Annotated in this window: 20 protein-coding genes and 1 other annotated feature; of the genes, 18 read left to right on the forward strand and 2 right to left on the reverse strand. The window is 44.7% G+C overall.

The window, feature by feature from the left end; all coding sequences use genetic code 11:
- The first annotated feature begins 101 nt into the window (after positions 1-101).
- The 11 genes from PGQ33_RS02970 to aroB all read left to right on the forward strand — a co-directional run bounded on the left by PGQ33_RS02970 (position 102) and on the right by aroB (position 13,297).
- Entirely contained in the window at positions 102-1,418 is a 1,317-nt protein-coding gene (locus tag PGQ33_RS02970) for a Na+/H+ antiporter NhaC family protein (protein WP_270205236.1), read from the forward strand.
- Between the two features lie 142 nt (positions 1,419-1,560).
- Positions 1,561-2,646, forward strand: a complete 1,086-nt coding sequence (gene leuB, locus PGQ33_RS02975) for a 3-isopropylmalate dehydrogenase (protein ID WP_270205237.1) — start codon at positions 1,561-1,563, stop codon at positions 2,644-2,646.
- 103 nt (positions 2,647-2,749) lie between these two features.
- Positions 2,750-4,420, forward strand: coding sequence for a dihydroxy-acid dehydratase (ilvD, locus tag PGQ33_RS02980; RefSeq protein WP_008374941.1), 1,671 nt, complete (start codon positions 2,750-2,752; stop codon positions 4,418-4,420).
- Between the two features lie 28 nt (positions 4,421-4,448).
- Positions 4,449-6,140: a biosynthetic-type acetolactate synthase large subunit gene (gene ilvB, locus PGQ33_RS02985; RefSeq protein ID WP_117556166.1), complete on the forward strand. Its 1,692-nt coding sequence runs from the start codon at positions 4,449-4,451 to the stop codon at positions 6,138-6,140.
- A 48-nt stretch (positions 6,141-6,188) separates the two neighbouring features.
- Positions 6,189-7,271, forward strand: coding sequence for a 3-phosphoserine/phosphohydroxythreonine transaminase (gene serC / locus PGQ33_RS02990; protein ID WP_117556164.1), 1,083 nt, complete (start codon positions 6,189-6,191; stop codon positions 7,269-7,271).
- Between the two features lies 1 nt (position 7,272).
- Positions 7,273-8,433: a phosphoglycerate dehydrogenase gene (locus PGQ33_RS02995; RefSeq protein ID WP_008374946.1), complete on the forward strand. Its 1,161-nt coding sequence runs from the start codon at positions 7,273-7,275 to the stop codon at positions 8,431-8,433.
- Positions 8,434-8,653: 220 nt separating this feature from the next.
- Complete coding sequence (locus tag PGQ33_RS03000) at positions 8,654-9,241, forward strand: glyceraldehyde 3-phosphate dehydrogenase NAD-binding domain-containing protein (protein WP_330663221.1); 588 nt, start codon at positions 8,654-8,656, stop codon at positions 9,239-9,241.
- Positions 9,201-9,494, forward strand: a complete 294-nt coding sequence (locus PGQ33_RS16765) for a hypothetical protein (RefSeq protein WP_330663222.1) — start codon at positions 9,201-9,203, stop codon at positions 9,492-9,494. The genes PGQ33_RS03000 and PGQ33_RS16765 overlap by 41 nt, the downstream gene beginning before the upstream one ends.
- A gap of 381 nt (positions 9,495-9,875) precedes the next feature.
- Positions 9,876-10,745 (forward strand): shikimate dehydrogenase, encoded by an 870-nt coding sequence (locus tag PGQ33_RS03005; RefSeq protein ID WP_270205238.1) that lies wholly within the window; start codon positions 9,876-9,878, stop codon positions 10,743-10,745.
- Between the two features lie 78 nt (positions 10,746-10,823).
- Positions 10,824-11,094: a binding site (T-box leader), on the forward strand.
- A gap of 102 nt (positions 11,095-11,196) precedes the next feature.
- A complete protein-coding gene (aroF, locus tag PGQ33_RS03010; RefSeq protein WP_117556157.1) occupies positions 11,197-12,210 on the forward strand; it encodes a 3-deoxy-7-phosphoheptulonate synthase in 1,014 nt (337 codons plus the stop codon).
- A gap of 28 nt (positions 12,211-12,238) precedes the next feature.
- Positions 12,239-13,297, forward strand: coding sequence for a 3-dehydroquinate synthase (gene aroB, locus PGQ33_RS03015; RefSeq protein WP_270205239.1), 1,059 nt, complete (start codon positions 12,239-12,241; stop codon positions 13,295-13,297).
- Positions 13,298-13,562: 265 nt separating this feature from the next.
- Here aroB and PGQ33_RS03020 read toward each other — a convergent pair whose 3' ends face one another.
- Positions 13,563-14,735 (reverse strand): ribose-phosphate pyrophosphokinase, encoded by a 1,173-nt coding sequence (locus PGQ33_RS03020; protein ID WP_008374954.1) that lies wholly within the window; start codon positions 14,733-14,735, stop codon positions 13,563-13,565.
- A gap of 172 nt (positions 14,736-14,907) precedes the next feature.
- Here PGQ33_RS03020 and der point away from each other — a divergent pair, with 172 nt between their 5' ends.
- The 4 genes from der (at position 14,908) to PGQ33_RS03040 (ending at position 20,440) form a co-directional block, all read left to right on the forward strand.
- Positions 14,908-16,236: a ribosome biogenesis GTPase Der gene (der, locus tag PGQ33_RS03025; RefSeq protein ID WP_008374955.1), complete on the forward strand. Its 1,329-nt coding sequence runs from the start codon at positions 14,908-14,910 to the stop codon at positions 16,234-16,236.
- 1 nt (position 16,237) lies between these two features.
- The gene (gene plsY / locus PGQ33_RS03030; RefSeq protein WP_195501749.1) at positions 16,238-16,882 is read left to right on the forward strand and encodes a glycerol-3-phosphate 1-O-acyltransferase PlsY; all 645 of its coding nucleotides are present in this window, start codon (positions 16,238-16,240) and stop codon (positions 16,880-16,882) included.
- Between the two features lie 12 nt (positions 16,883-16,894).
- Positions 16,895-17,905, forward strand: a complete 1,011-nt coding sequence (locus PGQ33_RS03035; protein WP_270205240.1) for an NAD(P)H-dependent glycerol-3-phosphate dehydrogenase — start codon at positions 16,895-16,897, stop codon at positions 17,903-17,905.
- Between the two features lie 84 nt (positions 17,906-17,989).
- Complete coding sequence (locus tag PGQ33_RS03040) at positions 17,990-20,440, forward strand: cation-translocating P-type ATPase (RefSeq protein WP_270205241.1); 2,451 nt, start codon at positions 17,990-17,992, stop codon at positions 20,438-20,440.
- A 51-nt stretch (positions 20,441-20,491) separates the two neighbouring features.
- Here PGQ33_RS03040 and PGQ33_RS03045 read toward each other — a convergent pair whose 3' ends face one another.
- The gene (locus tag PGQ33_RS03045) at positions 20,492-21,475 is read right to left on the reverse strand and encodes a cation diffusion facilitator family transporter (RefSeq protein ID WP_195250116.1); all 984 of its coding nucleotides are present in this window, start codon (positions 21,473-21,475) and stop codon (positions 20,492-20,494) included.
- Positions 21,476-21,687: 212 nt separating this feature from the next.
- Here PGQ33_RS03045 and spoIVA point away from each other — a divergent pair, with 212 nt between their 5' ends.
- From spoIVA to PGQ33_RS03060, 3 genes are all read left to right on the forward strand, one after another.
- Entirely contained in the window at positions 21,688-23,160 is a 1,473-nt protein-coding gene (spoIVA, locus tag PGQ33_RS03050; RefSeq protein WP_055155641.1) for a stage IV sporulation protein A, read from the forward strand.
- Between the two features lie 164 nt (positions 23,161-23,324).
- Entirely contained in the window at positions 23,325-23,810 is a 486-nt protein-coding gene (locus PGQ33_RS03055) for a MogA/MoaB family molybdenum cofactor biosynthesis protein (protein ID WP_117834041.1), read from the forward strand.
- An 8-nt stretch (positions 23,811-23,818) separates the two neighbouring features.
- Complete coding sequence (locus PGQ33_RS03060; RefSeq protein WP_055246903.1) at positions 23,819-24,508, forward strand: MBL fold metallo-hydrolase; 690 nt, start codon at positions 23,819-23,821, stop codon at positions 24,506-24,508.
- The last annotated feature ends 6 nt before the right edge of the window (positions 24,509-24,514 follow it).

Below are 24,514 nucleotides of genomic sequence, written 5' to 3' on the forward strand. Positions count from 1 at the left end.
GATATGCTATGATAGGGAGAAATATTGCTGCCTGTTTTCCGGATATGGAAAAGTTTTGAGGAAGATCCGGGGAGCAATAGGAGCAGATGAGAGGTGAAAGTATGGAAAAAAGAAGAAAAAGTGCATCGCTTTTGCCGGTCGGTGTATTTCTGGTATTTTATCTGGGGCTGGGTATTTTATTTGAATACATAATGAAAATTCCAATGGGGTTTTATAATGTACCGATCGTGGTGGCGTTTCTGGCGGCGCTCCTGGTTGCGTGTCTGCAGAACAGAAAGGTTAGTTTTGATGAGAAGCTGGAGATCATGGGACGGGGAATCGGAGATAAGAATATTATCACAATGCTGCTGATCTTCCTGACTGCGGGAACTTTTGTGGGAGTGGTTGGAAGAAGCAGTGCAGAGAGTGTGGCGTATTTTATGCTATCGATCATCCCGGCACGGTTTGCGGTTGCCGTTCTGTTTGTGGTTGCATGTTTTGTTTCAACAGCAATGGGAACTTCGGTTGGGACGATCACCCTTCTGACTCCGATTGCGGCGGCAGTTTCGCAGACGTCCGGTTTTTCCCAGGCACTTTGCGTGGCATCGGTGATGGGAGGCTCCATGTTCGGGGACAATCTTTCTTTCATATCAGATACAACAATTGCTGCCTGCAACGGGCAGGGATGTGAGATGAAAGATAAATTCCGGGAAAATTTCTGGATCGCACTTCCGGCGGCGATCGTATCGCTGGTTCTGATCCTGATCAGCTCTTTCCGGGCAGAGATCGGAACGGCAGTTACGCACGAATACAATCTGACGCAGATCATTCCGTATGTGCTGGTGCTGGTCGGCGGGATCGCAGGGTTCAATGTCTTTCTGGTACTTTTGACAGGAATTGTGTCCGGTGCGGTGATCATGCTTGCAATGGGGCAGGTAACACCGTATGAAATGCTTGCTGCCATGGGATCAGGTGTATCCGGGATGTTTGAAACCTGTATGGTGGCGGTGCTGGTTGCTGCAATGTGTGCGCTGATCCGGGAAAATGGTGGCTTTGATGTATTGCTGGATGTGATCCACCGTGTCTTTAAGGGATCGAAAAGTGGTCAGCTGGGTGTTGGTATTTTGGTAGCGCTCCTGGATGTGGCAACAGCGAACAATACCGTAGCAATTGTGATGGCTAATCCAATTGCAAAGGAAATGGCAGACGATTATCAGATCACACCGAGAAAGACGGCCTCCCTTCTGGATACTTTTTCCTGTATTTCACAGGGGGTGATCCCGTATGGTGCGCAGATGTTGGTGGCAATTTCGGCAGTGCATGAGCTCGGCGGTGAGATTTCTGCATTTCAGATCATTCCGAAGCTTTTTTATCCGGGAATGCTGTTTGTCAGTTCGCTGATCTTTATCTTTGTGATTCCACAGAAAACAGGAAAATAAAACAGAGTTCACTCTGGATTTTTATACTTTTACAGATTAAAGGGTTGAAACCTGACGAAAAATACGGTATTATAGTGTTTAACAGATTTTTGGAACGAAAAATGGTACAAAAATCACAGATACATAGAAGGGAATGACAAAGATGAGCCTGAAAATCGGAGTAATTAAAGGTGACGGAATCGGTCCGGAGATTGTAACGGAAGCGATGAAAGTTCTTGATAAAGCAGGAGAGGTATACGGATTTGACTGTTCTTATGAACAGCTGCTTCTTGGGGGCGCATCCATTGATGTACATGGAGTCCCGCTTACAGATGAGACGGTAGCAAAAGCAAAAGCATGTGAAGCCGTACTGATGGGATCCATTGGAGGAGATGCAAAGACTTCCCCGTGGTATAAGCTGGAACCGTCAAAGAGACCGGAGGCCGGTCTTCTGAAGATCAGAAAAGAACTGAACCTGTTCGCAAATCTGCGTCCGGCAGTTTTGTATAATGAACTGAAGGGTGCATGCCCTCTGAAAGAAGAGATTACAGAAGGCGGATTTGATCTGATGATCATGCGTGAACTGACAGGCGGTCTTTATTTTGGAGAGAGGAAGACAGAAGAAGTGGATGGTGTGATGACTGCATTTGATTCACTTACCTATAATGAGGATGAGATCCGCCGGATTGCGATCCGCGCGTTTGACATTGCAATGAAGAGAAGAAAGAAAGTGACAAGCGTCGATAAGGCGAATGTACTGGATTCTTCAAGACTCTGGAGAAAAGTAGTAGAAGAAGTTGCGAAAGATTATCCGGAAGTTACACTGGAGCATATGCTGGTTGACAACTGTGCAATGCAGCTTGTAAGAGATCCGAAGCAGTTTGATGTCATTCTTACAGAGAATATGTTCGGAGACATCCTTTCTGATGAAGCAAGCATGGTAACCGGTTCGATCGGAATGCTGGCAAGTGCAAGTCTGAATGAAACCAGGTTCGGACTGTATGAACCAAGTGGCGGTTCGGCACCGGATATAGCAGGACAGGGAATTGCAAACCCGATAGCAACAATTCTTTCAGCAGCAATGATGCTTCGTTTCAGCCTGGATCAGGATAAAGCAGCAGATGCGATTGAAGCAGCAGTTTCCCAGGTGTTAAAAGATGGATACAGAACCGGGGATATTATGTCAGACGGATGTACAAAGGTTGGAACAGCCCGAATGGGAGATCTGATCTGCGAAAGAATTCGATAGTCAAGGATTGGGAAAGATACAGTTCCGTACTGCTATGGGGAAAGAGAAGCAGGACGGAACTGTAATAGAATAGAGCCAAAAGTTACAGGAGGATTATAAAATCATGAGAAGTGATAATGTAAAAACAGGTATGCAGCAGGCGCCGCACAGATCATTGTTCAATGCGCTTGGTCTTACAAAAGAAGAACTGGAGAGACCGCTTGTCGGAATCGTATGTTCTTATAACGAAATCGTTCCGGGACATATGAACCTGGATAAAATTGCAAATGCAGTAAAGATGGGAGTTGCCATGGCAGGTGGAACACCGATCATGTTCCCGGCGATCGCAGTCTGTGACGGTATTGCAATGGGACACATCGGTATGAAGTATTCTCTGGTAACGAGAGATCTGATCGCAGATTCGACAGAAGCAATGGCAATGGCGCATCAGTTTGACGCCCTTGTTATGATCCCGAACTGTGATAAAAATGTACCTGGGCTTTTGATGGCAGCAGCCCGTATTAATGTACCTACAGTGTTCGTCAGTGGCGGACCAATGCTTGCGGGACATGTAAAAGGACAGAAGAGAAGTCTTTCCAGCATGTTCGAGGCAGTTGGATCCTACGCAGCAGGAACAATGGACGAATGTGATGTATGTGAATTTGAAAATAAAGTATGTCCTACCTGCGGATCATGCTCCGGAATGTATACAGCCAACAGTATGAACTGTCTGACAGAAGTACTTGGTATGGGGCTTCAGGGAAATGGAACAATTCCGGCTGTATATTCAGAAAGAATCCGTCTTGCAAAACATGCAGGTATGCAGGTAATGGAAATGTACAGAAGAAATATCCGTCCGAGAGACATTATGACAAAAGAAGCCATCTTAAATGCTCTGACTGTTGATATGGCACTTGGATGCTCAACCAACAGTATGCTTCACCTTCCGGCAATCGCACATGAGATCGGTATGGATTTTGAAATTGATTTTGCAAACGGAATCAGCGAAAAGACTCCGAACCTCTGTCACCTTGCACCGGCAGGTCCTACATATATGGAAGACTTGAATGAAGCAGGCGGTGTATATGCAGTTATGAACGAGCTGAATAAGAAAGGCCTTCTGTACACAGACTGCATGACAGTAACCGGAAAGACAGTTGGAGAAAATATCGCAGGATGCGAAAATAAAAATCCGGAAGTAATCCGTCCGATCGACAATCCATACAGCCAGACTGGTGGACTTGCAGTCCTCAAAGGTAATATCGCACCGGATGGCAGTGTTGTAAAACGTTCTGCAGTTGTACCGGAAATGCTGGTACATGAAGGACCTGCAAGAGTATTTGAATGTGAAGATGATGCGATCAAGGCAATTAAAGGCGGAGATATCCATCCGGGAGATGTTGTAGTTATCCGTTACGTCGGACCAAAGGGTGGTCCTGGTATGCCGGAGATGCTGAATCCGACTTCTGCAATCGCAGGTATGGGACTGGGTTCATCGGTAGCACTTATTACAGACGGTCGTTTCAGCGGTGCATCCCGTGGAGCTTCTATCGGACACGTATCACCGGAAGCAGCAGTCGGCGGACCGGTAGCACTGATCGAGGAAGGCGATATCATCGAGATCGATATCCCGAACCTGAAATTAAATGCAAGAATTTCAGATGAAGAACTTGCAAGAAGAAAAGAAAAATGGCAGCCAAGAGAACCGGAAGTTACAACAGGATATCTTGCAAGATATGCAGCAATGGTAACTTCAGGAAACCGTGGAGCAGTTCTGGAAGTTCCACACAAATAAAATAAAATCTGGACAAGGGGAATGTACAATGCAGTTAAATGGTGCAGAGATACTGATAGAGTGTTTAAAAGAGCAGGGCGTGGATACCGTATTCGGATATCCGGGCGGCGCAATTTTAAATGTATATGATGAATTATATAAGCATAGTAATGAAATCAGACATATCCTTACATCGCATGAGCAGGGAGCTTCTCATGCGGCGGACGGATATGCGCGTGCCACTGGTAAGGTTGGGGTGTGTTTTGCAACCAGTGGACCTGGAGCAACAAATCTCGTAACAGGAATCGCGACCGCATTTATGGATTCTATTCCGATTGTTGCGATCACCTGTAATGTAGGGGTACCGCTTCTTGGAAAAGACAGTTTCCAGGAAATTGACATTACCGGTATTACGATGCCGATCACAAAGTATAATTTTATTGTGAAGAATGTCAATGATCTTGCAAGGACGATCCGCAAGGCGTTTGAGATCGCACAGTCCGGAAGACCGGGACCGGTGCTGATCGATATCCCGAAAGATGTGACAGGCAATAAAGCAGAGTATGAGCCTGTCAAAATCCAGCCAATCGTAAAATACAAAAAAGAAATCTGTATGGAAGATATTGACAAGGCAGTAGAGATGATCGAAGAAGCAAAGCGTCCATTCGTATTCGTCGGAGGTGGAGCTATATTATCTGATGCAAGTGAAGAACTCCGTGCATTCGTAGACAAGGTACAGTGTCCGGTATGTGATTCCCTGATGGGAAAAGGTGCATTTCCGGGAACTGATGAACTTTATACAGGAATGCTTGGTATGCATGGTACCAAGACATCGAACTTTGGAGTCAGTGAATGTGATCTTCTGATCGTAGTCGGTGCAAGATTCTCCGACCGTGTCACAGGTAATCCAAATAAATTTGCAAGTAATGCAAAGATTCTCCAGTTTGATATTGATGTGGCAGAGATGAACAAGAATGTCATCATCGATGAAGGTGTGGTTGGAGATATCAAGGAAGTGCTTGCGGCAGTTAATGAAAAACTGCCACAGCAGGAACACACCGAATGGATTAAAAAGATCCAGGAATATAAAGCGAAATACCCGCTTACCTATCATCCGGAAAGTCTGACTGGTCCGTATGTGATCGAAGAGATTTACAAACAGACAGAAGGTGATGCGATCATCGTCACAGAGGTTGGACAGCATCAGATGTGGGCAGCGCAGTATTATAAATTCACAAAACCGAGAACACTGCTTACGTCAGGTGGCCTTGGAACCATGGGATACGGTCTTGGAGCCGCAATCGGAGCCAAGATGGGCAGACCGGAGAAGACGGTAGTCAATATCGCCGGAGACGGATGTTTCCGTATGAATATGAATGAAGTTGCAACAGCGGCGCGTTATAACATTCCGATCATCCAGGTTGTAGTGAACAACCATGTGCTTGGTATGGTAAGACAGTGGCAGAATCTGTTTTACGGACAGCGCTATTCAGCAACTGTTCTGAATGATGCAGTAGATTTTGTGAAACTCGCAGAAGCGATGGGGGCGAAAGCGGTAAGAGCTACGACCAGAGAAGAATTCGCAGATGCATTTAAGTTTGCTTTAAATGCAGGCGGTCCGGTGGTGATTGACTGCCAGATTGACAGCGATGACAAGGTATGGCCGATGGTTGCTCCGGGTGCTCCGATCAGTGAAGTTTTTGACGAGAAGGATCTGCAGGAAAAACAGCAGACAAACTAGAAAAACATATGCAGCGACAGATACGTAGAGCAGGAATGGAGGAGTAATATGAAACGAGTTTACAATTTTTCAGCAGGACCGGCAGTACTGCCGGAAGAAGTTTTACGAGAAGCAGCAAATGAGATGCTGGATTACAAAGGATGTGGAATGTCCGTTATGGAGATGAGTCATCGCTCGAAAGCTTTTGCTGAAATCATTGAAACCGCTGAACAGGATCTTCGTGATTTGATGGGAATCCCGGATAATTACAAAGTACTGTTCCTTCAGGGTGGCGCAAGCCAGCAGTTTGCAATGATTCCAATGAATCTGATGAAGAACAAAGTAGCGGATTATATTGTTACCGGGCAGTGGGCCAAAAAGGCAGCTGCTGAAGCATCCAAATATGGGAAGGTGAATAAGATCGCATCGTCCGAGGATAAAACCTTTTCGTACATTCCTGACTGTTCGGATCTGCCGGTTGATGAAGATGCAGATTATGTATATATCTGCGAAAATAATACAATTTACGGAACCAAATTCAAGGAACTTCCGAACACGAAAGGCAAGACACTGGTAGCGGATGTATCATCCTGTTTCCTGTCCGAGCCTGTAGATGTGACAAAATATGGTCTCATCTATGGTGGAGTCCAGAAGAATGTCGGACCAGCGGGTGTTGTTATCGCGATCATCCGCGAAGATCTGATTACGGAGGATGTACTTCCGGGAACACCGACCATGCTTACATACAAGACACATGCAGACGCAGGTTCTCTTTACAATACACCGCCGGCATATGGAATTTATATCTGCGGTAAGGTATTTAAATGGCTGAAAAAGATGGGCGGACTGGAAGTTATGAAAGAACGCAACGAAAAGAAAGCCAAACTGCTCTATGACTACCTGGATCAGAGCAAACTGTTCAAAGGTACGGTAGAAAAGAAAGACCGTTCTCTTATGAATGTACCATTTGTGACAGGCAGTGACGAGCTGGATGCCAAATTTGTAAAAGAGGCAAAAGAAGCAGGTCTTGAGAACCTGAAAGGACACCGTACTGTTGGTGGTATGCGTGCAAGTATTTATAACGCAATGCCATACGAAGGCGTGGAAGCCCTGGTTGCATTTATGAAGAAGTTTGAGGAGGAGAATCTGTAATATGTATAAATATTTTTGCTTAAATCCGATTTCTCCTGTTGGACTAGAGAAATTCAGTGATGACTATGTACCTGCCGGTGAGATGGCAGGAGCAGATGCGGTACTTGTAAGAAGTGCCGGAATGCATGAACTGGAATTTGATAAAGATTTAAAAGCGATTGCCCGTGCCGGAGCCGGTGTAAATAATATTCCACTGGACAAATGTGCGGAGCAGGGAATCGTTGTATTTAATACACCAGGGGCAAATGCCAATGGTGTAAAAGAGCTGGTGATCGCCGGTATGCTGCTTGCATCCAGAGATATCCTTGGAGGTATCAACTGGGTACAGGAGAACGAAGAGGATGGCAATATTGCCAAAGATGCAGAAAAAGCGAAAAAAGCATTTGCAGGCTGTGAGATCCAGGGAAAGAAGCTTGGCGTGATCGGCCTTGGTGCAATCGGTGTCTTGGTTGCCAATGCGGCTACACATCTCGGGATGGAAGTGTATGGTTATGATCCATATGTTTCTGTAGATTCCGCATGGAGACTTTCAAGAAGCATCCATCACACTAAGAATGTAGATGAGATCTACAAGGAGTGCGATTATATCACAATCCATGTACCGGCACTGGAAGATACCAAGGGTATGATCAATAAGAATGCCATCAGTCTGATGAAAGAGGGCGTTGTGATCCTGAACTTTGCAAGAGATGTACTGGTGAACAGCGAAGACATTGTGGATGCACTTGTTGGAGGAAAAGTCGGACGCTATGTAACTGACTTCCCGACACCGGAGATCGCAGGAGTAAAGCATGCGATTGTCATTCCGCATCTGGGAGCGTCAACTGCTGAATCAGAAGATAATTGTGCAAAGATGGCAGTAGAAGAGCTGAAAGATTTCCTGGAAAATGGAAATATCCGTAATTCTGTCAATTTCCCGGCATGCGATATGGGGGTAAGGGATAAAACAAGAATTACGATTCTGCACAGAAATATTCCGAACATGATCGGTCAGTTTACTGCGCTTCTGGCAAAGGATAATGTCAATATCGATGATATGACGAATAAGAGCCGTGGCAGCTATGCATATACGATGATCGATGTGGATAATGATGTGGCAGAAGACGTGGTAAAAGGTCTGGAAATGATCGAGGGTGTTCTGAAAGTCAGAGTAATTGCATAAAAAATGACAGAGGGTGCGTTTGAAAAAGCGCATCCTTTTTTGTTAAAAAAATAGGAATCCTGTTAAAAAAATAAGAATCCTGTTAAATGATTAATTACTGCCATTTCGGTAGCATTTCAAAAAAAGTGTGTTACACTCGCAATAGATTGTGGCGGACTGTTATTGCAAGGGAAGAAGATACAAAGAGTATCAATATGTCATATACAGGGAGGTATTTAATATGGCAATAACAATCGGCATAAACGGATTTGGACGTATTGGAAGAGTTGCATTCCGCATTGCCATCAATCAGCCGGAAAAATTTAAAATTTGTGGGATCAATGTGAGAAACGCAGATCTGGATTATATGATTTATATGATCCGTTACGATTCGATCTTTGGACGTTTCCAGGGAAGTCTGGAAAAATATGAGGATGGAATTGTTGTAAATGGCGAGAAGATCCGAGTGTATTCAGAAAATGCTGCTGCTGACATTCCGTGGGGAGAGTGTGGAGCAGAATACATTATAGATGCGACAGGTGCTTACTGTACGACAGAAAAAGCAATGGCACATATCCGGGGTGGAGCAAAGAAAGTGATCATTTCTGCACCGGCTAAAGATCAGGACACACCGACATTTGTAATGGGCGTGAATCATGAACTTTATCAGTCATTTATGCAGGTCGTTTCAAATGCATCTTGCACAACAAACTGTCTTGCACCGATCTGTAAGGTATTGGAGGATAAATGGAATTTCTTATCGTGTACCGACTTCAGATGTATCCATTGTGGATCTGAATGTCGCTTTGAAGACAGAAACCACTTATGAAGATATCTGCAAGAAAATGAAAGAAGCTTCCGAAACAACTCTTAAGGAGATTCTGGATTATGTGGATGATGAAGTTGTTTCTTCCGATTTTATCGGAGATAATCACGCATCCTCTTTTGATGCAAGGGAAGGAATCCAGGTAAACGGTCATTTTTTCAAACTGATCAGTTTTTATGATAATGAATGGGGATATACCAGTCAGATCTTCCGCCTGATTTCGCATATGTACCAGGTGGACCATGGTGTAAAATAAAACAGATTGTAAATGAAAAAGTAAAACGTATATCAGCAGTAACAGTCAGAAGCCATAAAAGAAAGAGTATCACGTGAACAAAAAGAAACATGATACTCTTTTTGTTACATAGGATAATTCATTTCCTATGTAACAAAAAGCCTCCGGCAAGATGCGCACTGAACCATGCAATGTATATGACGTAAGCGACCGCCCAAGGCGCTAGAATATGCGAAGCATATTCTGTGTCCTCTGGTACTCAAATTTTTCAAAATGCTTTTTCAAAGGCAGGAAAATATCGTCTTTTTTATAACGATGCTTGCGTATTTTGAAAAATATGGTATGATAGAGGACAAAAGTAGCACTTTACAGTGTGAAAATGTAACGTAGGAGGAAGAGATAATGGCATACGAGATTACAGGACATACAGTCCTTACCGGATTACTGGGGAGTCCGGTAGCACACAGCATTTCCCCAATGATGCATAACGAGGCATTTCGCCAGCTGGAGCTGGATTACGCATATTTGGCATTTGATGTTGGAACAGATAACTTAAAGACAGCAGTAGATGGTCTGAAAGTCATGGGAGTCAGAGGATTTAACCTGACTATGCCTGACAAGAATCTGATGTGCTCACTGGTTGATAAACTTTCACCGGCATCTGAGATCGGTGGGGCGGTCAACACTGTTGTAAATGATAACGGTGTCCTGACAGGTTATACGACAGACGGAATTGGATTCATGCGTGCAGTCAGTGAGACAGGCGTTGATATCATTGGCAAGAAAATGACACTTCTTGGAGCGGGTGGAGCCGCAGCAGCGATTCTGATCCAGGCAGCACTTGACAAAGTAGCAGAGATTTCGGTATTCAACATCCGTGATGAATTCTTCACACGTGCGGAGAAGACAATCGAGAAACTTCATGAGAAGACAGACTGCAAGATCAACATCTATGACTTCTCTGACCCGGAAGTCCTCAAAAAGGAGATCGCAGAAAGTGCAATTCTGGTAAACGGAACTTCCATCGGTATGGCACCGAAGACAGACAGATGTATCATCACAGATGACAGTGTGTTCAGAAAAGATCTGTTTGTATTTGATGTAATCTACAATCCGGAAGAGACGTTATTCCTGAAGAAAGCAAAAGCAGCAGGATGCCAGACACTGAACGGTCTGAATATGCTGTTATATCAGGGTGCTGCATCATTTGAACTCTGGACAGGAAAAGAAATGCCGGTTGATATTATCAAAGAAAAATATTTCTCGCGTTAATATGCTGAAAATGATTGACAAAGCCTATTGATTCGTGTAACATAAGCTATAGATTTTGAAAATTACATATTCTACTATCAAAATACAATGAAAAGAAGTAGTAAATATAATAAGACGTCACAGAGAGTCCTTTATCGGTGGAAGAAGGATACCGAAGATTATATTGAATTCCTCTTGGAGTAGGATACTGAATGCATTCTTTTGAAGAATTGTTAATAGGTATTTCCGGTAGCAGCCGTTATCTGCAAGGGTATAACCGTTATGAACGACGTACCTGACGAGGCAGTTGTCGTGAGACAATTGTAAAATGAGGTGGAACCACGAAGTATATAATACTCTCGTCCTCTGTTTTTACAGAAGACGGGGGTTTTTTGTTTCATAGGAAATTCCGAAGGAACTTCTAAAAGACATGTTCGATGATTAGTAGAGAGAAGAGAAAGGGAAAAAGATTATGATTATCGTATTAAAACCAAGAACAAGTGATGAAAACGTAAAACGAGTTGAGAATATGGTCCGTGCAAAGGGACTGGAAGTACATACTGTAAAAGGTGAGGATCTTACAATTATCGGCTGTATCGGCGATACGGTCCGTGTGGATCCAAAGCTTTTCGAAGTAGACTCTTCTGTTGAGAAAGTTATGCATGTACAGGAACCTTATAAACTTGTAAACCGTGCATTCCATCCGGACGATACCATCGTAGATGTATCTGGTGTCAAAGTTGGTGGCGGACATCTGGCACTGATCGCCGGACCTTGTTCTGTGGAGTCAGAAGAGCAGGTGATCGAGATCGCAAAGGCTGTTAAGGCATCTGGTGCAAATATGCTCCGTGGTGGTGCATTCAAGCCGAGAACAAGCCCATATTCATTCCAGGGACTTGGCCTTGAAGGTCTGGAAATCTTATGTGCAGCAAGAGAAGAGACAGGGCTTCCGATCGTAACAGAACTGATGTCACCGGAATATCTGGAAATCTTCGATGAAAAGGTAGACCTGATCCAGATCGGTGCACGTAACATGCAAAACTATGACCTGTTAAAACAGCTCGGACAGACGAAGAGACCGATCCTTTTAAAGAGAGGACTTAATGCAACTTACGAAGAATGGATGATGTCAGCAGAATACATTATGGCATCCGGAAATCCAAATGTTATCCTCTGCGAAAGAGGAATCCGTACCTTCGAGACTTATACCAGAAATACACTGGATCTTCAGTCTATTCCGGTAGTGAGAAAGCTCAGCCATCTTCCGGTAGTTGTAGATCCGAGCCATGCAGGAGGAAAATGGTGGTTGGTTGATCCGATGGCAAAGGCATCAATTGCAGCAGGAGCGGACGGACTGATTATCGAAGTACATAACAGTCCGGAAACGGCACTTTGTGACGGAGCACAGTCGCTGAAACCGGAAAAATATGATACACTGTTAAAAGAGATTACCGGAATCGCAAAAGCAGTCGGTAAAGAAATGTAAAAAACAGCAGCCTGGGAGGAACAAAACGATGAAAATGACGGTAGATTTAAAGGAACACAGCTATCCGATTTATATTGAAAGAGGAATTTTGAAAGAAGCAGCAGAAAGAATAGCAGAAGTATATCGGGGATCAAAGATCATGATCATTTCCGATGACAGAGTTTATTCTTATTACGGAGAAGCGCTTAAGAAAAATCTTTCTGAAAAATATGAGTGTACGGAAACCGTGATTCCACATGGAGAACCGTCAAAAGCATTCGAAACCCTTCCGGGTGTATACAGCTCTCTTCTGAAAGCAAAGATTTCCAGAACAGACTTGATCGTTGCACTTGGCGGTGGAGTGGTAGGAGACCTTGCCGGATTTGTGGCAGCGACCTTTCTTAGAGGAATCAAGTTCGTACAGATTCCAACTTCCATTCTTGCACAGGTAGATTCTTCTGTTGGTGGAAAAGTTGCAGTCGATCTTCCGCAGGGGAAGAACCTGGTAGGTGCCTTTTACCAGCCGAAGATGGTACTGATCGATCCGGATGTACTGGAAACCCTGCCGGAGCGTTACGTGACGGACGGCATGGGGGAAGTTATCAAATACGGATGCATCAAGGATCGCAAGCTCTTTGAGCTTCTGGAGAAATGCGGATCCTATGAGAATCTGAAAGAGCATTTAACCGATGTGATCGCAACTTGTGTCGATATCAAACGCCGTGTTGTAGAAGAAGACGAGTTTGATACCGGAGAGAGGATTCTCCTGAACTTCGGACATACCCTTGCCCATACCATTGAGCAGCACTTCCACTATGAAAGAGAAAGCCACGGTGAAGCCGTAGCCATCGGAATGTACCAGATCACAAAGATTGCTGAAGAGAAAGGACTCACCAAAAAAGGCGAAGCCGAGCACATCCGGAAAGTCCTGGAAGCTTATAAACTTCCGGTAAAAGCCGATGTCCCACTCCCACAGCTTACCGAAGCAATCAAGCTGGATAAAAAAACACTGAATAATAAATTAAAAGTCGTCCTTCTCCATGAAATCGGAGATTCCTATACATACCCGACCGGACAGGAATTCTTTGATGGGGACAGGATGGTATAAGTAAATACGATAAATAAGAATGCCGTAAGACCATGAAAGATATTGGTTTTACGGCATTTGAGTTAATTTCTGCGCATATGCAATAGTTCTTTTTGTTATGTCATCATTTTTATTGATTTCTACCAGAAGATCGTATATAACCAATGGTTATTATATAACAAAAATAGAAAAGCGATAAGAGAAGAAAAGCAGGAAGCTGTCCTGTTTTATGGTTCTTTTGCGGTGTTTGTTCGCTAATATATCCTTACTTTCCCGCCAACAAAATTTATCTCATATTTCTCTTCGCAAGCAAATCATGAATCTTATCCGTCGGATTCATAACCGCACTAATAGATGTAGAATGATTCATCGAATCAATGATCAGTGCAAGGAACTTACTCATATCTGCTTCAATGAAATACGGTTTATCATGAAGCTGAGGAGGCAGATAGGTCAGATTGGTTGTGATCAGTCTGTCCAGATAGCCCTTTTCATAATATTCATCGAACTTGTCAAGACCTTCTGTGAAGAGACCAAAAGTAGTACATACAAATACACGCTCAGCTCCGCGGTCTTTTAACTGCCTGGTAACATCCAGCATACTTTCACCGGAAGAAATCATGTCATCGATGATGATAACGGTCTTTCCATGTACATCGTCACCTAAGAATTCATGTGCAACGATCGGATTTTTACCATTTACGATGGTAGAATAATCACGGCGTTTGTAGAACATACCCATATCAACACCGAGTACGTTGGAGAAGTATACGGCTCTTTGCATTGCACCTTCATCCGGGCTGATGATCATCAGATGATCTTTGTCTGCTTTCAGATCCGGTTCTGCTTTAAACAAAGCTTTGATGAACTGATACAGAGGGTTGAAGCTGTCGAAACCATTGAGTGGGATCGCATTCTGTACACGCGGATCGTGTGCGTCAAATGTCAGAATGTTAGATACACCCATTGCGGTTAATTCTTCCAGAGCCATTGCACAGTCCAGAGATTCGCGTTTGGTTCTCTTGTGTTGGCGGCTTTCGTAAAGGAATGGCATAATTACATTTACACGGTGTGCCTTTCCTGTAGAAGCGGAGATGATACGCTTCAGATCCTGATAGTGATCATCCGGTGACATATGATTGATATGTCCGTTTACTGTGTATGTCAGGCTGTAGTTGCAGACATCCACCATAATAAAGAGATCTTTTCCGCGGATACTTTCGCCAAACATTCCCTTTGCTTCCCCCGAACCAAAACGTGGGCAACTGTTCTTTGCAAGATAAGAATCTGCTTCATAAGATGAATAGATTGCAGGATCCAGAAAATCATGCAGAGAATTTTTGCGGAACGATACGATGTACTGATCCACTTTTTCTGCCAGGTCCTTGCAGCTTTCCAGGGCAGCAATTTTAAGTGGTGCTGTCGGAAGAGCTTTTTCCATAAGTTCGATATTTGTCATGAGTTCCTCCTTATAATAAGCGTTTTAAGTGCTTTTTATCTAATCTTACTTATCTTTTATACCATTATTTAAAAGCAATGACAAGAAAGAGGCGTTAAAAAATTGCATTTTTTGAAGAAATCTAGTATGATATAGAAGCAGAATTCCGAATAAATATCAGGAGGAAGAAAATATGAGTAAACCAGTTGTTGCCATTGTAGGGCGGCCGAACGTTGGAAAGTCGACGCTTTTTAATGCACTGGCAGGAGAAAAGATAGCAATCGTTAAAGATACGCCGGGTGTTACCCGCGACAGAATTTATGCAGAAGTGAATTGGCTCGATAAAGAATTTACGTTGATCGATACCGGTGGAATCGAGCCGGACAGCCGTGATGTGATCCTCTCCCAGATGAGAGAGCAGGCACAGATCGCCATTGACACTGCAGATGTGATCCTGTTTATGACAGATGTAAAGCAGGGACTTGTAGATTCCGATTCAAAAGTGGCAGATATGCTCCGCCGCTCCCACAAGCCAGTCATCCTTGTTGTCAATAAAGTGGACAATTTTAACAAGATGATGCCGGATGTGTATGAATTTTATAATCTGGGAATCGGAGATCCGGTTCCGATCTCAGCATCGGAACGAATTGGAATCGGAGATATGCTGGATAAGGTTCTGGCATATTTTCCGGAAGGGGCAGGCCAGGAAGAGGAAGATGACCGTCCGAGAGTTGCAATCGTTGGGAAACCGAACGTTGGGAAATCTTCGATCATCAACCGTCTGATCGGAAAAGACCGTGTGATCGTATCCGATATTGCCGGAACTACAAGAGATGCCATTGACACGGAAGTAGTGCACAATGGAAAAGAGTACGTATTCATTGATACAGCAGGACTTCGCCGTAAGAATAAGATCAAAGAGGAACTGGAGCGCTACAGTATTATCCGTACAGTTACGGCAGTAGAAAGAGCGGATGTGGTCCTGGTTGTGATCGATGCGGCAGAAGGAGTAACCGAGCAGGATGCCAAGATCGCAGGAATCGCACATGAGCGTGGAAAAGGTGTCATCATCGTTGTAAATAAATGGGATGCCATTGAAAAGAACGATAAGACCACGAGGGAATATGAGCATCAGATCCGGATGGTGCTGTCTTTCCTGCCTTACGCAGAGATCATGTATGTGTCTGCACTGACAGGTCAGAGACTTCCGAAGCTCTTTGACATGATCGACACCGTTATTGAGAACCAGACACTCCGTGTGGCTACGGGTGTCCTTAACGAGATCATGACCGAAGCTGTTGCAATGCAGCAGCCGCCGTCAGATAAGGGAAAACGGCTGAAACTTTACTATATTACCCAGGTAGCGGTCAAACCGCCGACATTTGTCATCTTTGTAAATGATAAAGAACTGATGCATTTCTCTTATACGAGATATCTGGAGAATAAGATCCGTGAAGCGTTTGGCTTCCGTGGAACGTCTCTTAAATTCTTTATCAGGGAGAGAAAGGAGAAGGACAAATAAGATGGAACGTCTTGTATGTTTGCTGATCGGCTATATATTTGGTCTGTTTCAGACCGGCTATTTCTATGGAAAAACTCAGGGAGTAGATATCCGCAAGATGGGAAGCGGAAATGCAGGTTCTACCAATGCACTTCGCACCATGGGAATCAAAGCCGGAATGATCACCCTGCTAGGTGACTGCTTCAAATGCGTGATCGCAGTTCTGGTGGTCCGCGGAATTTACGGACAGTCTCACGCAGATATTTTACCGCTCCTTTCGCTGTATACAGGTTTTGGGGCAGTGCTCGGACATAATTTTCCATTCTATCTGAAGTTCAAGGGCGGAAAGGGAATTGCAGTTACGGCAGGTATGATCTTATCTACAGATATTCGGATTGCGGCAGTATGTCTGATTGTGTTTATTGTAATTGTTGCCGTGACACGTTATGTATCACTGGGATCGCTGGTGATTTCCGTACTGTTCCTTGTCGGACTTGTTATTGACGGACAGATGGGAATGTTTGGAATGGCGCAGAAGTATCTGTTTGAACTGTATGGAATCGGAGTGCTTTTTGTTTTCTCTGCATTTATCCGCCACCGTGCGAATATCGGACGTCTGAGAAATGGTACAGAGAGCAAGATCAGTTTTTCAAAAAAGAAAAAATAAGAGGTAATAATTATGGCAGAAATCGGAGTTATCGGTTCAGGAAGCTGGGGAACGGCCCTGGCGCTGGTACTGAATAAAAACGGACATCATGTAACCATCTGGTCTTATTTAAAAGAAGAAGCAGATGAGATCAGAGAAAAGCGGGAAAATCCAAGTAAGCTTCCGGGCGTTCATATCCCGGAGGAGATCGAGATCACAACAGATCTGCAGGGAAGCGTGGAAGGAAAAGATGTGGTCGTTCTTGCAGTTCCGTCTATGGCAACCAGAGCTACGGCGAAGAAAATGTGCCCGTATGTAAAGGAAGAGCAGATTCTGGTCAATGTGGCAAAAGGAATTGAAGAGGGTACTTTAAAGACACTTTCCGAGCAGATTGAAGAAGAGATTCCGCAGGCAAATGTAGCTGTTCTTTCAGGTCCAAGTCATGCGGAAGAAGTAAGCCGCGAACTTCCGACAACGGTTGTAGTCGGAGCAGAGACAGAAGAAACCGCCATTTATCTGCAGAAAATTTTTATGAATGATGTGTTCCGTGTCTACACAAGCCCGGATATTAAAGGAATTGAGCTTGGCGGTTCCCTGAAAAATGTAATCGCACTTGCAGCCGGAGTTGCAGATGGACTCGGATACGGGGATAACACCAAAGCTGCACTGATCACCAGAGGAATTGCGGAGATCACAAGACTTGGTATAAAGATGGGTGGAAAGCTGGAATCCTTTACCGGACTTACCGGAATCGGCGATCTGATCGTCACCTGTGCAAGTAAGCACAGCCGTAACCGTAAGGCAGGTGTTCTGATCGGTGAGGGAATGACGATGGAAGAAGCGATGGCTGAGGTCAAGATGGTAGTCGAGGGCGTGTATTCAGCAAAAGCGGCAAGAGAGTTGGCTGAAAAATATGAGGTATCCATGCCGATCGTGGAAAAGGTCAACCAGGTACTTTTTGAAGGCAAACCTGCAAAGGAGGCGGTAAGCGAACTGATGATGCGTGACGGACGCAGCGAATACAGTAACCTTCCGTGGGATTAAAGTTTCAAAGAAATTTCATAAAGTCTTAATGGAAAATCCTTCCGTATAGGCGTATAATGACGTGTATACAGGAGGATTTTTTGTATGAAATTCGGAAAAAAAGAAAAAGAAACACAAGAGGAAGAAGTCGTTCGCGGCGAGATCCAGCGTGTGGTTCCAGACTACCGGGTAGGTCTTAATCCCGAGCAGATTCGGATAAGGGAAGAGAATGGCTGGACCAATGATGAGGTTGCTCCACCGGGACTTACGACAAAAGAGATTGTTCATAATAATATATTTACCTATTTCAACCTGATCTTTCTGATTCTGGCGATTCTGCTGTGCCTGGTAGGTTCTTTGCGAAATCTGACATTCCTGCCGGTCATCATCTGCAATACACTGATCGGGATCATTCAGGAGATCCGTTCCAAGAAAGTACTGGATAGGCTGACCATGCTGAATGCACCGCACGCAGAAGTAATCCGTGGAGGGGTATCGCTGAATCTGGAGGCGGATCAGCTGGTTGTGGACGACATTGTTGTATTTCGTGCAGGGAACCAGATCTGTGCAGATGCGGTTGTTGAGGCTGGCGAGGTTCAGGTCAATGAATCTTTACTTACCGGTGAATCTGATGAGATCACGAAAAAGCGTGGAGACCGTCTGATGTCAGGTAGTTTTGTGGTATCAGGAAGCTGTCATGCACGCCTGGACAAGGTTGGAGCGGATTCCTATATTTCACAGCTGACTCTGGAAGCAAAAGCCATGCAGCAGGGGGAACAGTCGGAGATGATTCGTTCCCTGGATAAGCTGGTAAAAATGGTCGGAATCGCACTGATCCCGATAGGAATCATTTTGTTTGTGCAGAGTTATTTCTATAATCACGACAGCTTCCGGCAGAGTATTATCTCCATGGTTGCTGCAGTGATCGGCATGATCCCGGAAGGATTGTATCTTCTTGCAAGCGTGGCACTTGCGGTAAGTGCAATGCGTCTTGCATCGAAAAAGGTATTGCTCCATGATATGAAGAGTATCGAGACTCTGGCGCGGGTTAATGTGCTTTGTGTTGACAAGACAGGTACGATCACAGAAGACAGTATGTGTGTCAGTGAAGTGGTGAAAGCCAAGGCCTATGACGAAGAAAAGATGCCGGATCTGAACCGGATGATCGGCGATTTTGTCAAAGGAATGGACGCGGATAACAGCACGATGCATGCGATGCAAGAACATTTTACAGAGCATTCAGATAAAGTGCCGGAAAAAGTGATTCCTTTTTCTTCCACGGTCAAATACAGCGGAGTAATTTTCAAAGATCAGGCATATGTGCTTGGTGCACCGGAATTTGTCCTGCGTGAGGATTATACAAAGTATCAAGGAAGAATAGAACAGTATACGTCCAGGGGGTTCCGTGTACTGGTATTTGGAAGCTATGATGGAGAGCCGGATGGTAAGCCGCTGACTGGAACGGTAACGCCGCTTGGTTATGTCCTCCTTCTCAATAAAGTCAGGGAAGAAGCGCCTGCGACTTTCAAATATTTTGCGGACCAGGGTGTTGCGATAAAAGTTATTTCGGGTGATAATCCGATCACCGTATCGGAGACTGCGAAGCAGGCCGGAATTGAAGGCGCAGAGAATTACGTGGATGCGGGAACATTAAAGACCGAAGAAGATATTGCCCTTGCGGTGAGCAAATATACGGTCTTCGGAAGGGTAATCCCGGAACAGAAAAGACAGTTTGTGCAGGCACTGAAAAAGCAGGGAATGACGGTCGCTATGACCGGTGATGGTGTTAATGATGTACTTGCCCTGAAGGATGCAGACTGTTCGGTGGCGATGGCATCAGGAAGCGATGCGGCGGTCCAGGCGTCCCAGGTGGTACTTCTGGAATCCGATTTTTCAAGGATGCCGGAGGTTGTTCTGGAAGGAAGAAGAGTTGTTAATAACATTCAGCGTTCAGCAAGTCTGTTTCTGGTGAAGAATATTTTTTCCTTCCTGCTTGCAATTTTCTCGGCAGTCTTTATGATTACCTATCCGCTGGAGCCATCCCAGGTATCGCTGATCAGCATGTATACGATCGGTATTCCGGCATTCTTCCTGGCACTGCAGCCGAACCGGGATATCATTAAGGGCCACTTCCTGACCAATGTGTTCTTAAAGGCACTTCCGGCAGGACTTACGGATGTACTTGCGGTTGGTGCGCTGGTTGTATTTGGACAGACGTTCGGAGTTGCATCCAAAGATATTTCTACGGCGGCGACGATGCTGCTTGCAATTGTCGGATTCATGATCCTTTACCGGATCTGCCAGCCGATGAATGCACTGCGTATGATCGTCTGGATCGGATGCGTGATCGGACTGTTAGGATGCAGTATCTTCCTGCCACAGTTATTTGCGATTACGGGAATGTCCAGAAAATGCATTATGCTTTTTGTAGTATTCTCTATCGCGACCGAGCCGGTACTTCGGTATCTGACGAAGCTGATCGAATGGCTGAGAAAGCAGTACATAAAATTTATCAAGAATCCAATCAAAGAATTTAAAGGAAAAGCTGCCGATTAAGGCAGCTTTTCTTGGAAAATGAGTATTTTTAAAGAATAAAGATCAGATAATTCAGTCTACAAATTTTGCATTCTGATCCACTTCTTCCGACTGGTTTACGATATGATTGGTCAATGCCTCATCATCCGTGGTAAACACAATATCCGGCAGAAGTTCAAAATAAAAATCCGTATATTTTTTCGCAAGAGCCTGGATACAGAAATTCTGTACGATCTTAAACCGGGTAATGGAAACCAGATCTTTGTCAAAGGTGATGTAAACACTGATCCAGAGCTTTCTTCCGGTACGGAGAATGTCATAGTAGAGTTTTTTGTAACCATAGGCATTTAGGACAGGTTCGATCGTTTCTTTAATTTCATCAACAGTCTCTTCCTCCGGCGGGATCAGGAACAGATCCCGAAGTCCGGTTATTACCGTCTTTATCGGCGTCGGCAGCATAAAGATGGACAGGGTGACGGTAATGATCTGGTCAAGATAAGGTGTTATGGGTCTGAACCATGGAAAAGGCAGCAGAACCGGAAGAAAGAAGGCAATTGCCATACCGAAAGAGGCAATACTGTCGATCTCCCAGCCTTCCATTTCCATTGTGATCAGTGGGGAATCCATCAGACGATTCTTATATTTGAGATAAATGGATACGGTAATTCCCAGAAAAAATGCAAATAATTCAAACCAGGCAATGGTATCAAAAGCGACTTTTCTGCCACCATGGATCATGATTTCTATATTGTTCAGGATCAGCCCGACGGTAACGCCAGTCATGGTAATGCCCTTGACAACGACAAACATAGATTCAATCTGCATATAACCGAACGGGTGCTTTTCATTGGATGGCTTGTAAAGTAGCGGAATCAGAAAAAGCGACGGCAGGAGCATGCAGAACTCGACTCCGTCATAGATTGCGTCCAGAAGAACTGCCTGGGAACTGGTGTAGATTGCCATGACGATCTCAACGATAACGAAAAACAGATTCCCGTACAGGGAGACAGACATGGCTTTTTTTTCTCTTTTTTGTGCTTTTCTTCCTACGTGCATAGGATACCTCCTTTTTTGACTGTAAGAAAATCCCGATAGGATTTTCTGATAAATGAAAGGCATTACGTGCCTGTAATACGCTTTTTTGTTACCATTTATCATACCCGATTTTGAAATTGATGGCAAGAAAGTAAAAGTGAACTGGCAGTATAGTTGTTCTAAACCGGGGAAAGCCCGCATACACTGTATCAGCAATCAAAGGGGGACAGTGTATGGATACATTTGATTTATACAAGGATATACAGTGCCGGACGAATGGAGAGATCTATCTGGGTGTGGTAGGACCGGTGCGGAGTGGCAAATCAACCTTTATCAAGCGTTTTATGGATGTGCTGGTGCTGCCGAAAATGACCGATGAGCATGCAAAAGAGCGGACGGTGGATGAGCTTCCGCAGTCTGCGTCAGGGAAGAGCATCATGACAACGGAGCCGAAATTTGTGCCAAAAGAAGCTGCCGAAATCCAGCTCGCAAAGGATGTGAGTGTGCTGGTGCGTCTGATCGATTGTGTGGGCTATATGGTGGAGGGAGCCGCCGGTCACATGGAAAATGGAGCAGAACGTCTGGTGAAAACGCCGTGGAACGAAAAAGAAATTCCGTTTACAAAGGCGGCAGAAATCGGGACGAAAAAGGTAATCCATGACCACTCCACGATCGGGATTGTTGTGACGACAGACGGAAGTATCGGAGAGCTTCCCAGAAACAGCTACCGGGCGGCAGAAAAGAAAACGATCCAGGAGCTGAAAAGCATTGGAAAGCCGTTCGTGGTCTTGGTCAATACCCGGAAACCGTACAGCGCAGAGGCAAAAAACGTGGCAGAAGAAATCCAGAAAGAATATCAGGTAACGGCACTTCCGGTCAACTGTGAACAGCTACGGGAAGAAGATATCCACCGGATCATGGAAAATGTGCTCTTTGCATTTCCGGTCACAGAAGTAAAATTTTTCCTTCCAAAATGGGTGGAAATACTTACAGCAGATCACAAGGTCCGGGAAGAGCTGGTATCTTATGCAAGAGAAGTCATGGGCAGAATCGGAGAAATCCGGGATGCGATGGAGATCCGGAAGCCGGAGCAGAGTACCTACATAAATGCAGTAAATGTAACAGGTGTGTCCATGGATACCGGTGAGATCTCGGTTGAAATCAAGGTAGAAGATGGCTGTTATTATGAAATGTTAAGTGATCTGACCGGAACGCAGATCAGCGGGGAATATGATCTGATCCATACAGTGCGTAATCTTGCCATGCTCCAGAAAGAATATGAAAGTGTCAAAGATGCTCTTGCTTCGGTTAAAATGAAAGGCTACGGTGTAGTCAGCGCGACGAGAGAAGAAATCCGGCTGGACGATCCAGTGGTAATCCGGCAGGGCAATAAATACGGAGTAAAGATCCGTTCGGAAGCACCTTCTATCCATATGATCCGAGCTAACATTGAGACCGAGATCGCGCCGATCGTGGGGAGTGAGCAGCAGGCAAAGGATCTGGTAAATTATATCAACGAGGCGGCAAAAAGCCCGGATGGAGTCTGGGGAACCAATATTTTCGGAAAATCGATTGAAGAGCTGGTGATGGATGGCGTGCGAAACAAGATCGCCATGATCGGAGATGAGAGTCAGGCAAAACTGCAGGACACCATGCAGAAGATCGTCAATGACAGCAACGGAGGTATGGTTTGCATCATTATCTAAAATTTTTCTTAAATCAATTCGATTGGCGGCAGGAAACTTGCATGGCAATCCGAGAGTATGTTATACTAAAGTCTATACGTTAGGGGATACATTTTCATGGAATGAATGGTCATATAAGATACCATGAAATCTATACGTGAGGAGAAAAGAAAAGAGGGACATCTATGAAAGTAGCAATTGTATCAGCAGACACCATGATATACAGAAAACAGAAGGATGATACGTGTTCGCCAATCGTGCGAAGAGTGCTCGATCAGGTCAGCTTCAAGACAGAGCTTGTACAGCCGGTACCAAATGACAGGGAGGTTATCCGCAAGATCCTTGCGAAGATCGCGGATGCACAGATGGCAGATCTGATCCTTACGATCGGTGGGATCGGATGCAGAGAAGAGGACTGTGTTCCGGAAGCGACAAAGGCAGTGGTCGATAAGGAGATTCCGGGGATTGGAGAGTCGATGCGTCTTTTTATGACACGGACCAGAAAAAGGGCAATGCTGACGAGAGGAACAGCAGGTATTCGGGGTAAATCCCTGATCGTCAATCTTCCAGGAAGTCCGAAGATCATTAAAGAGTGTCTGGAATATGTTCTTCCGGAGATTGTTTATGCGACAGAGACGGCAGTCGGTGAACATGATGATGTTGAGGAGTAGGCAGACAGATGAGGGTGACGTATATCGGACACAGCGGATTTTCAGTGGAACTGGAATCCCATATTCTATTATTTGACTATTATGAAGGAACGATGCCGGAGTTTGATCCAGCGAAGAAGCTGTTGGTGTTTGCCAGCCATTCCCATCCGGATCATTTTAACAGAGAGATCCTGAAGCTTGCGGATGTGTATCCGGATGTGGAATATATTTTCCCGAAGGATATCAGAATTGCGAAAAAGGAGCAGCGTGAATCGGAACATTTCATGCGAAAAAGGGATGAGATTACTGTCGGGGATACAAAGGTAAAAAGTCTGCGTTCAACCGATGAAGGGGTTGCCTTTCTGGTAAGATGCGAAGACAGGATCATTTATCATGCAGGGGATCTGAACTGGTGGCACTGGGAAGAGGAAGATGATGCGTATAACCGGATGATGCGCGGCGATTATCAAAAGGAGATTGAAACGCTGGCCGGTGAAAAGATCGATCTTGCATTTGTCGTGCTTGACCCGAGACAGGAAGAGCAGTTTTACTGGGGCTTTGACTGGTATATGCGGCATACGGATACGAAGATTGTATTTCCGATGCATATGTGGAAGCAGTACGAGGTGCAGGATCGGCTTATCGGAATGGAAGTATCAGAACCATACCGGGAGAAGATCATGCGGATCCGGGAAATGGGACAGGTATTTGAACTATAAGGAGAC

Source organism: Coprococcus sp. AM100_B19A (assembly GCF_027662015.1).
Lineage (GTDB): Bacteria > Bacillota > Clostridia > Lachnospirales > Lachnospiraceae > Allocoprococcus > Allocoprococcus comes.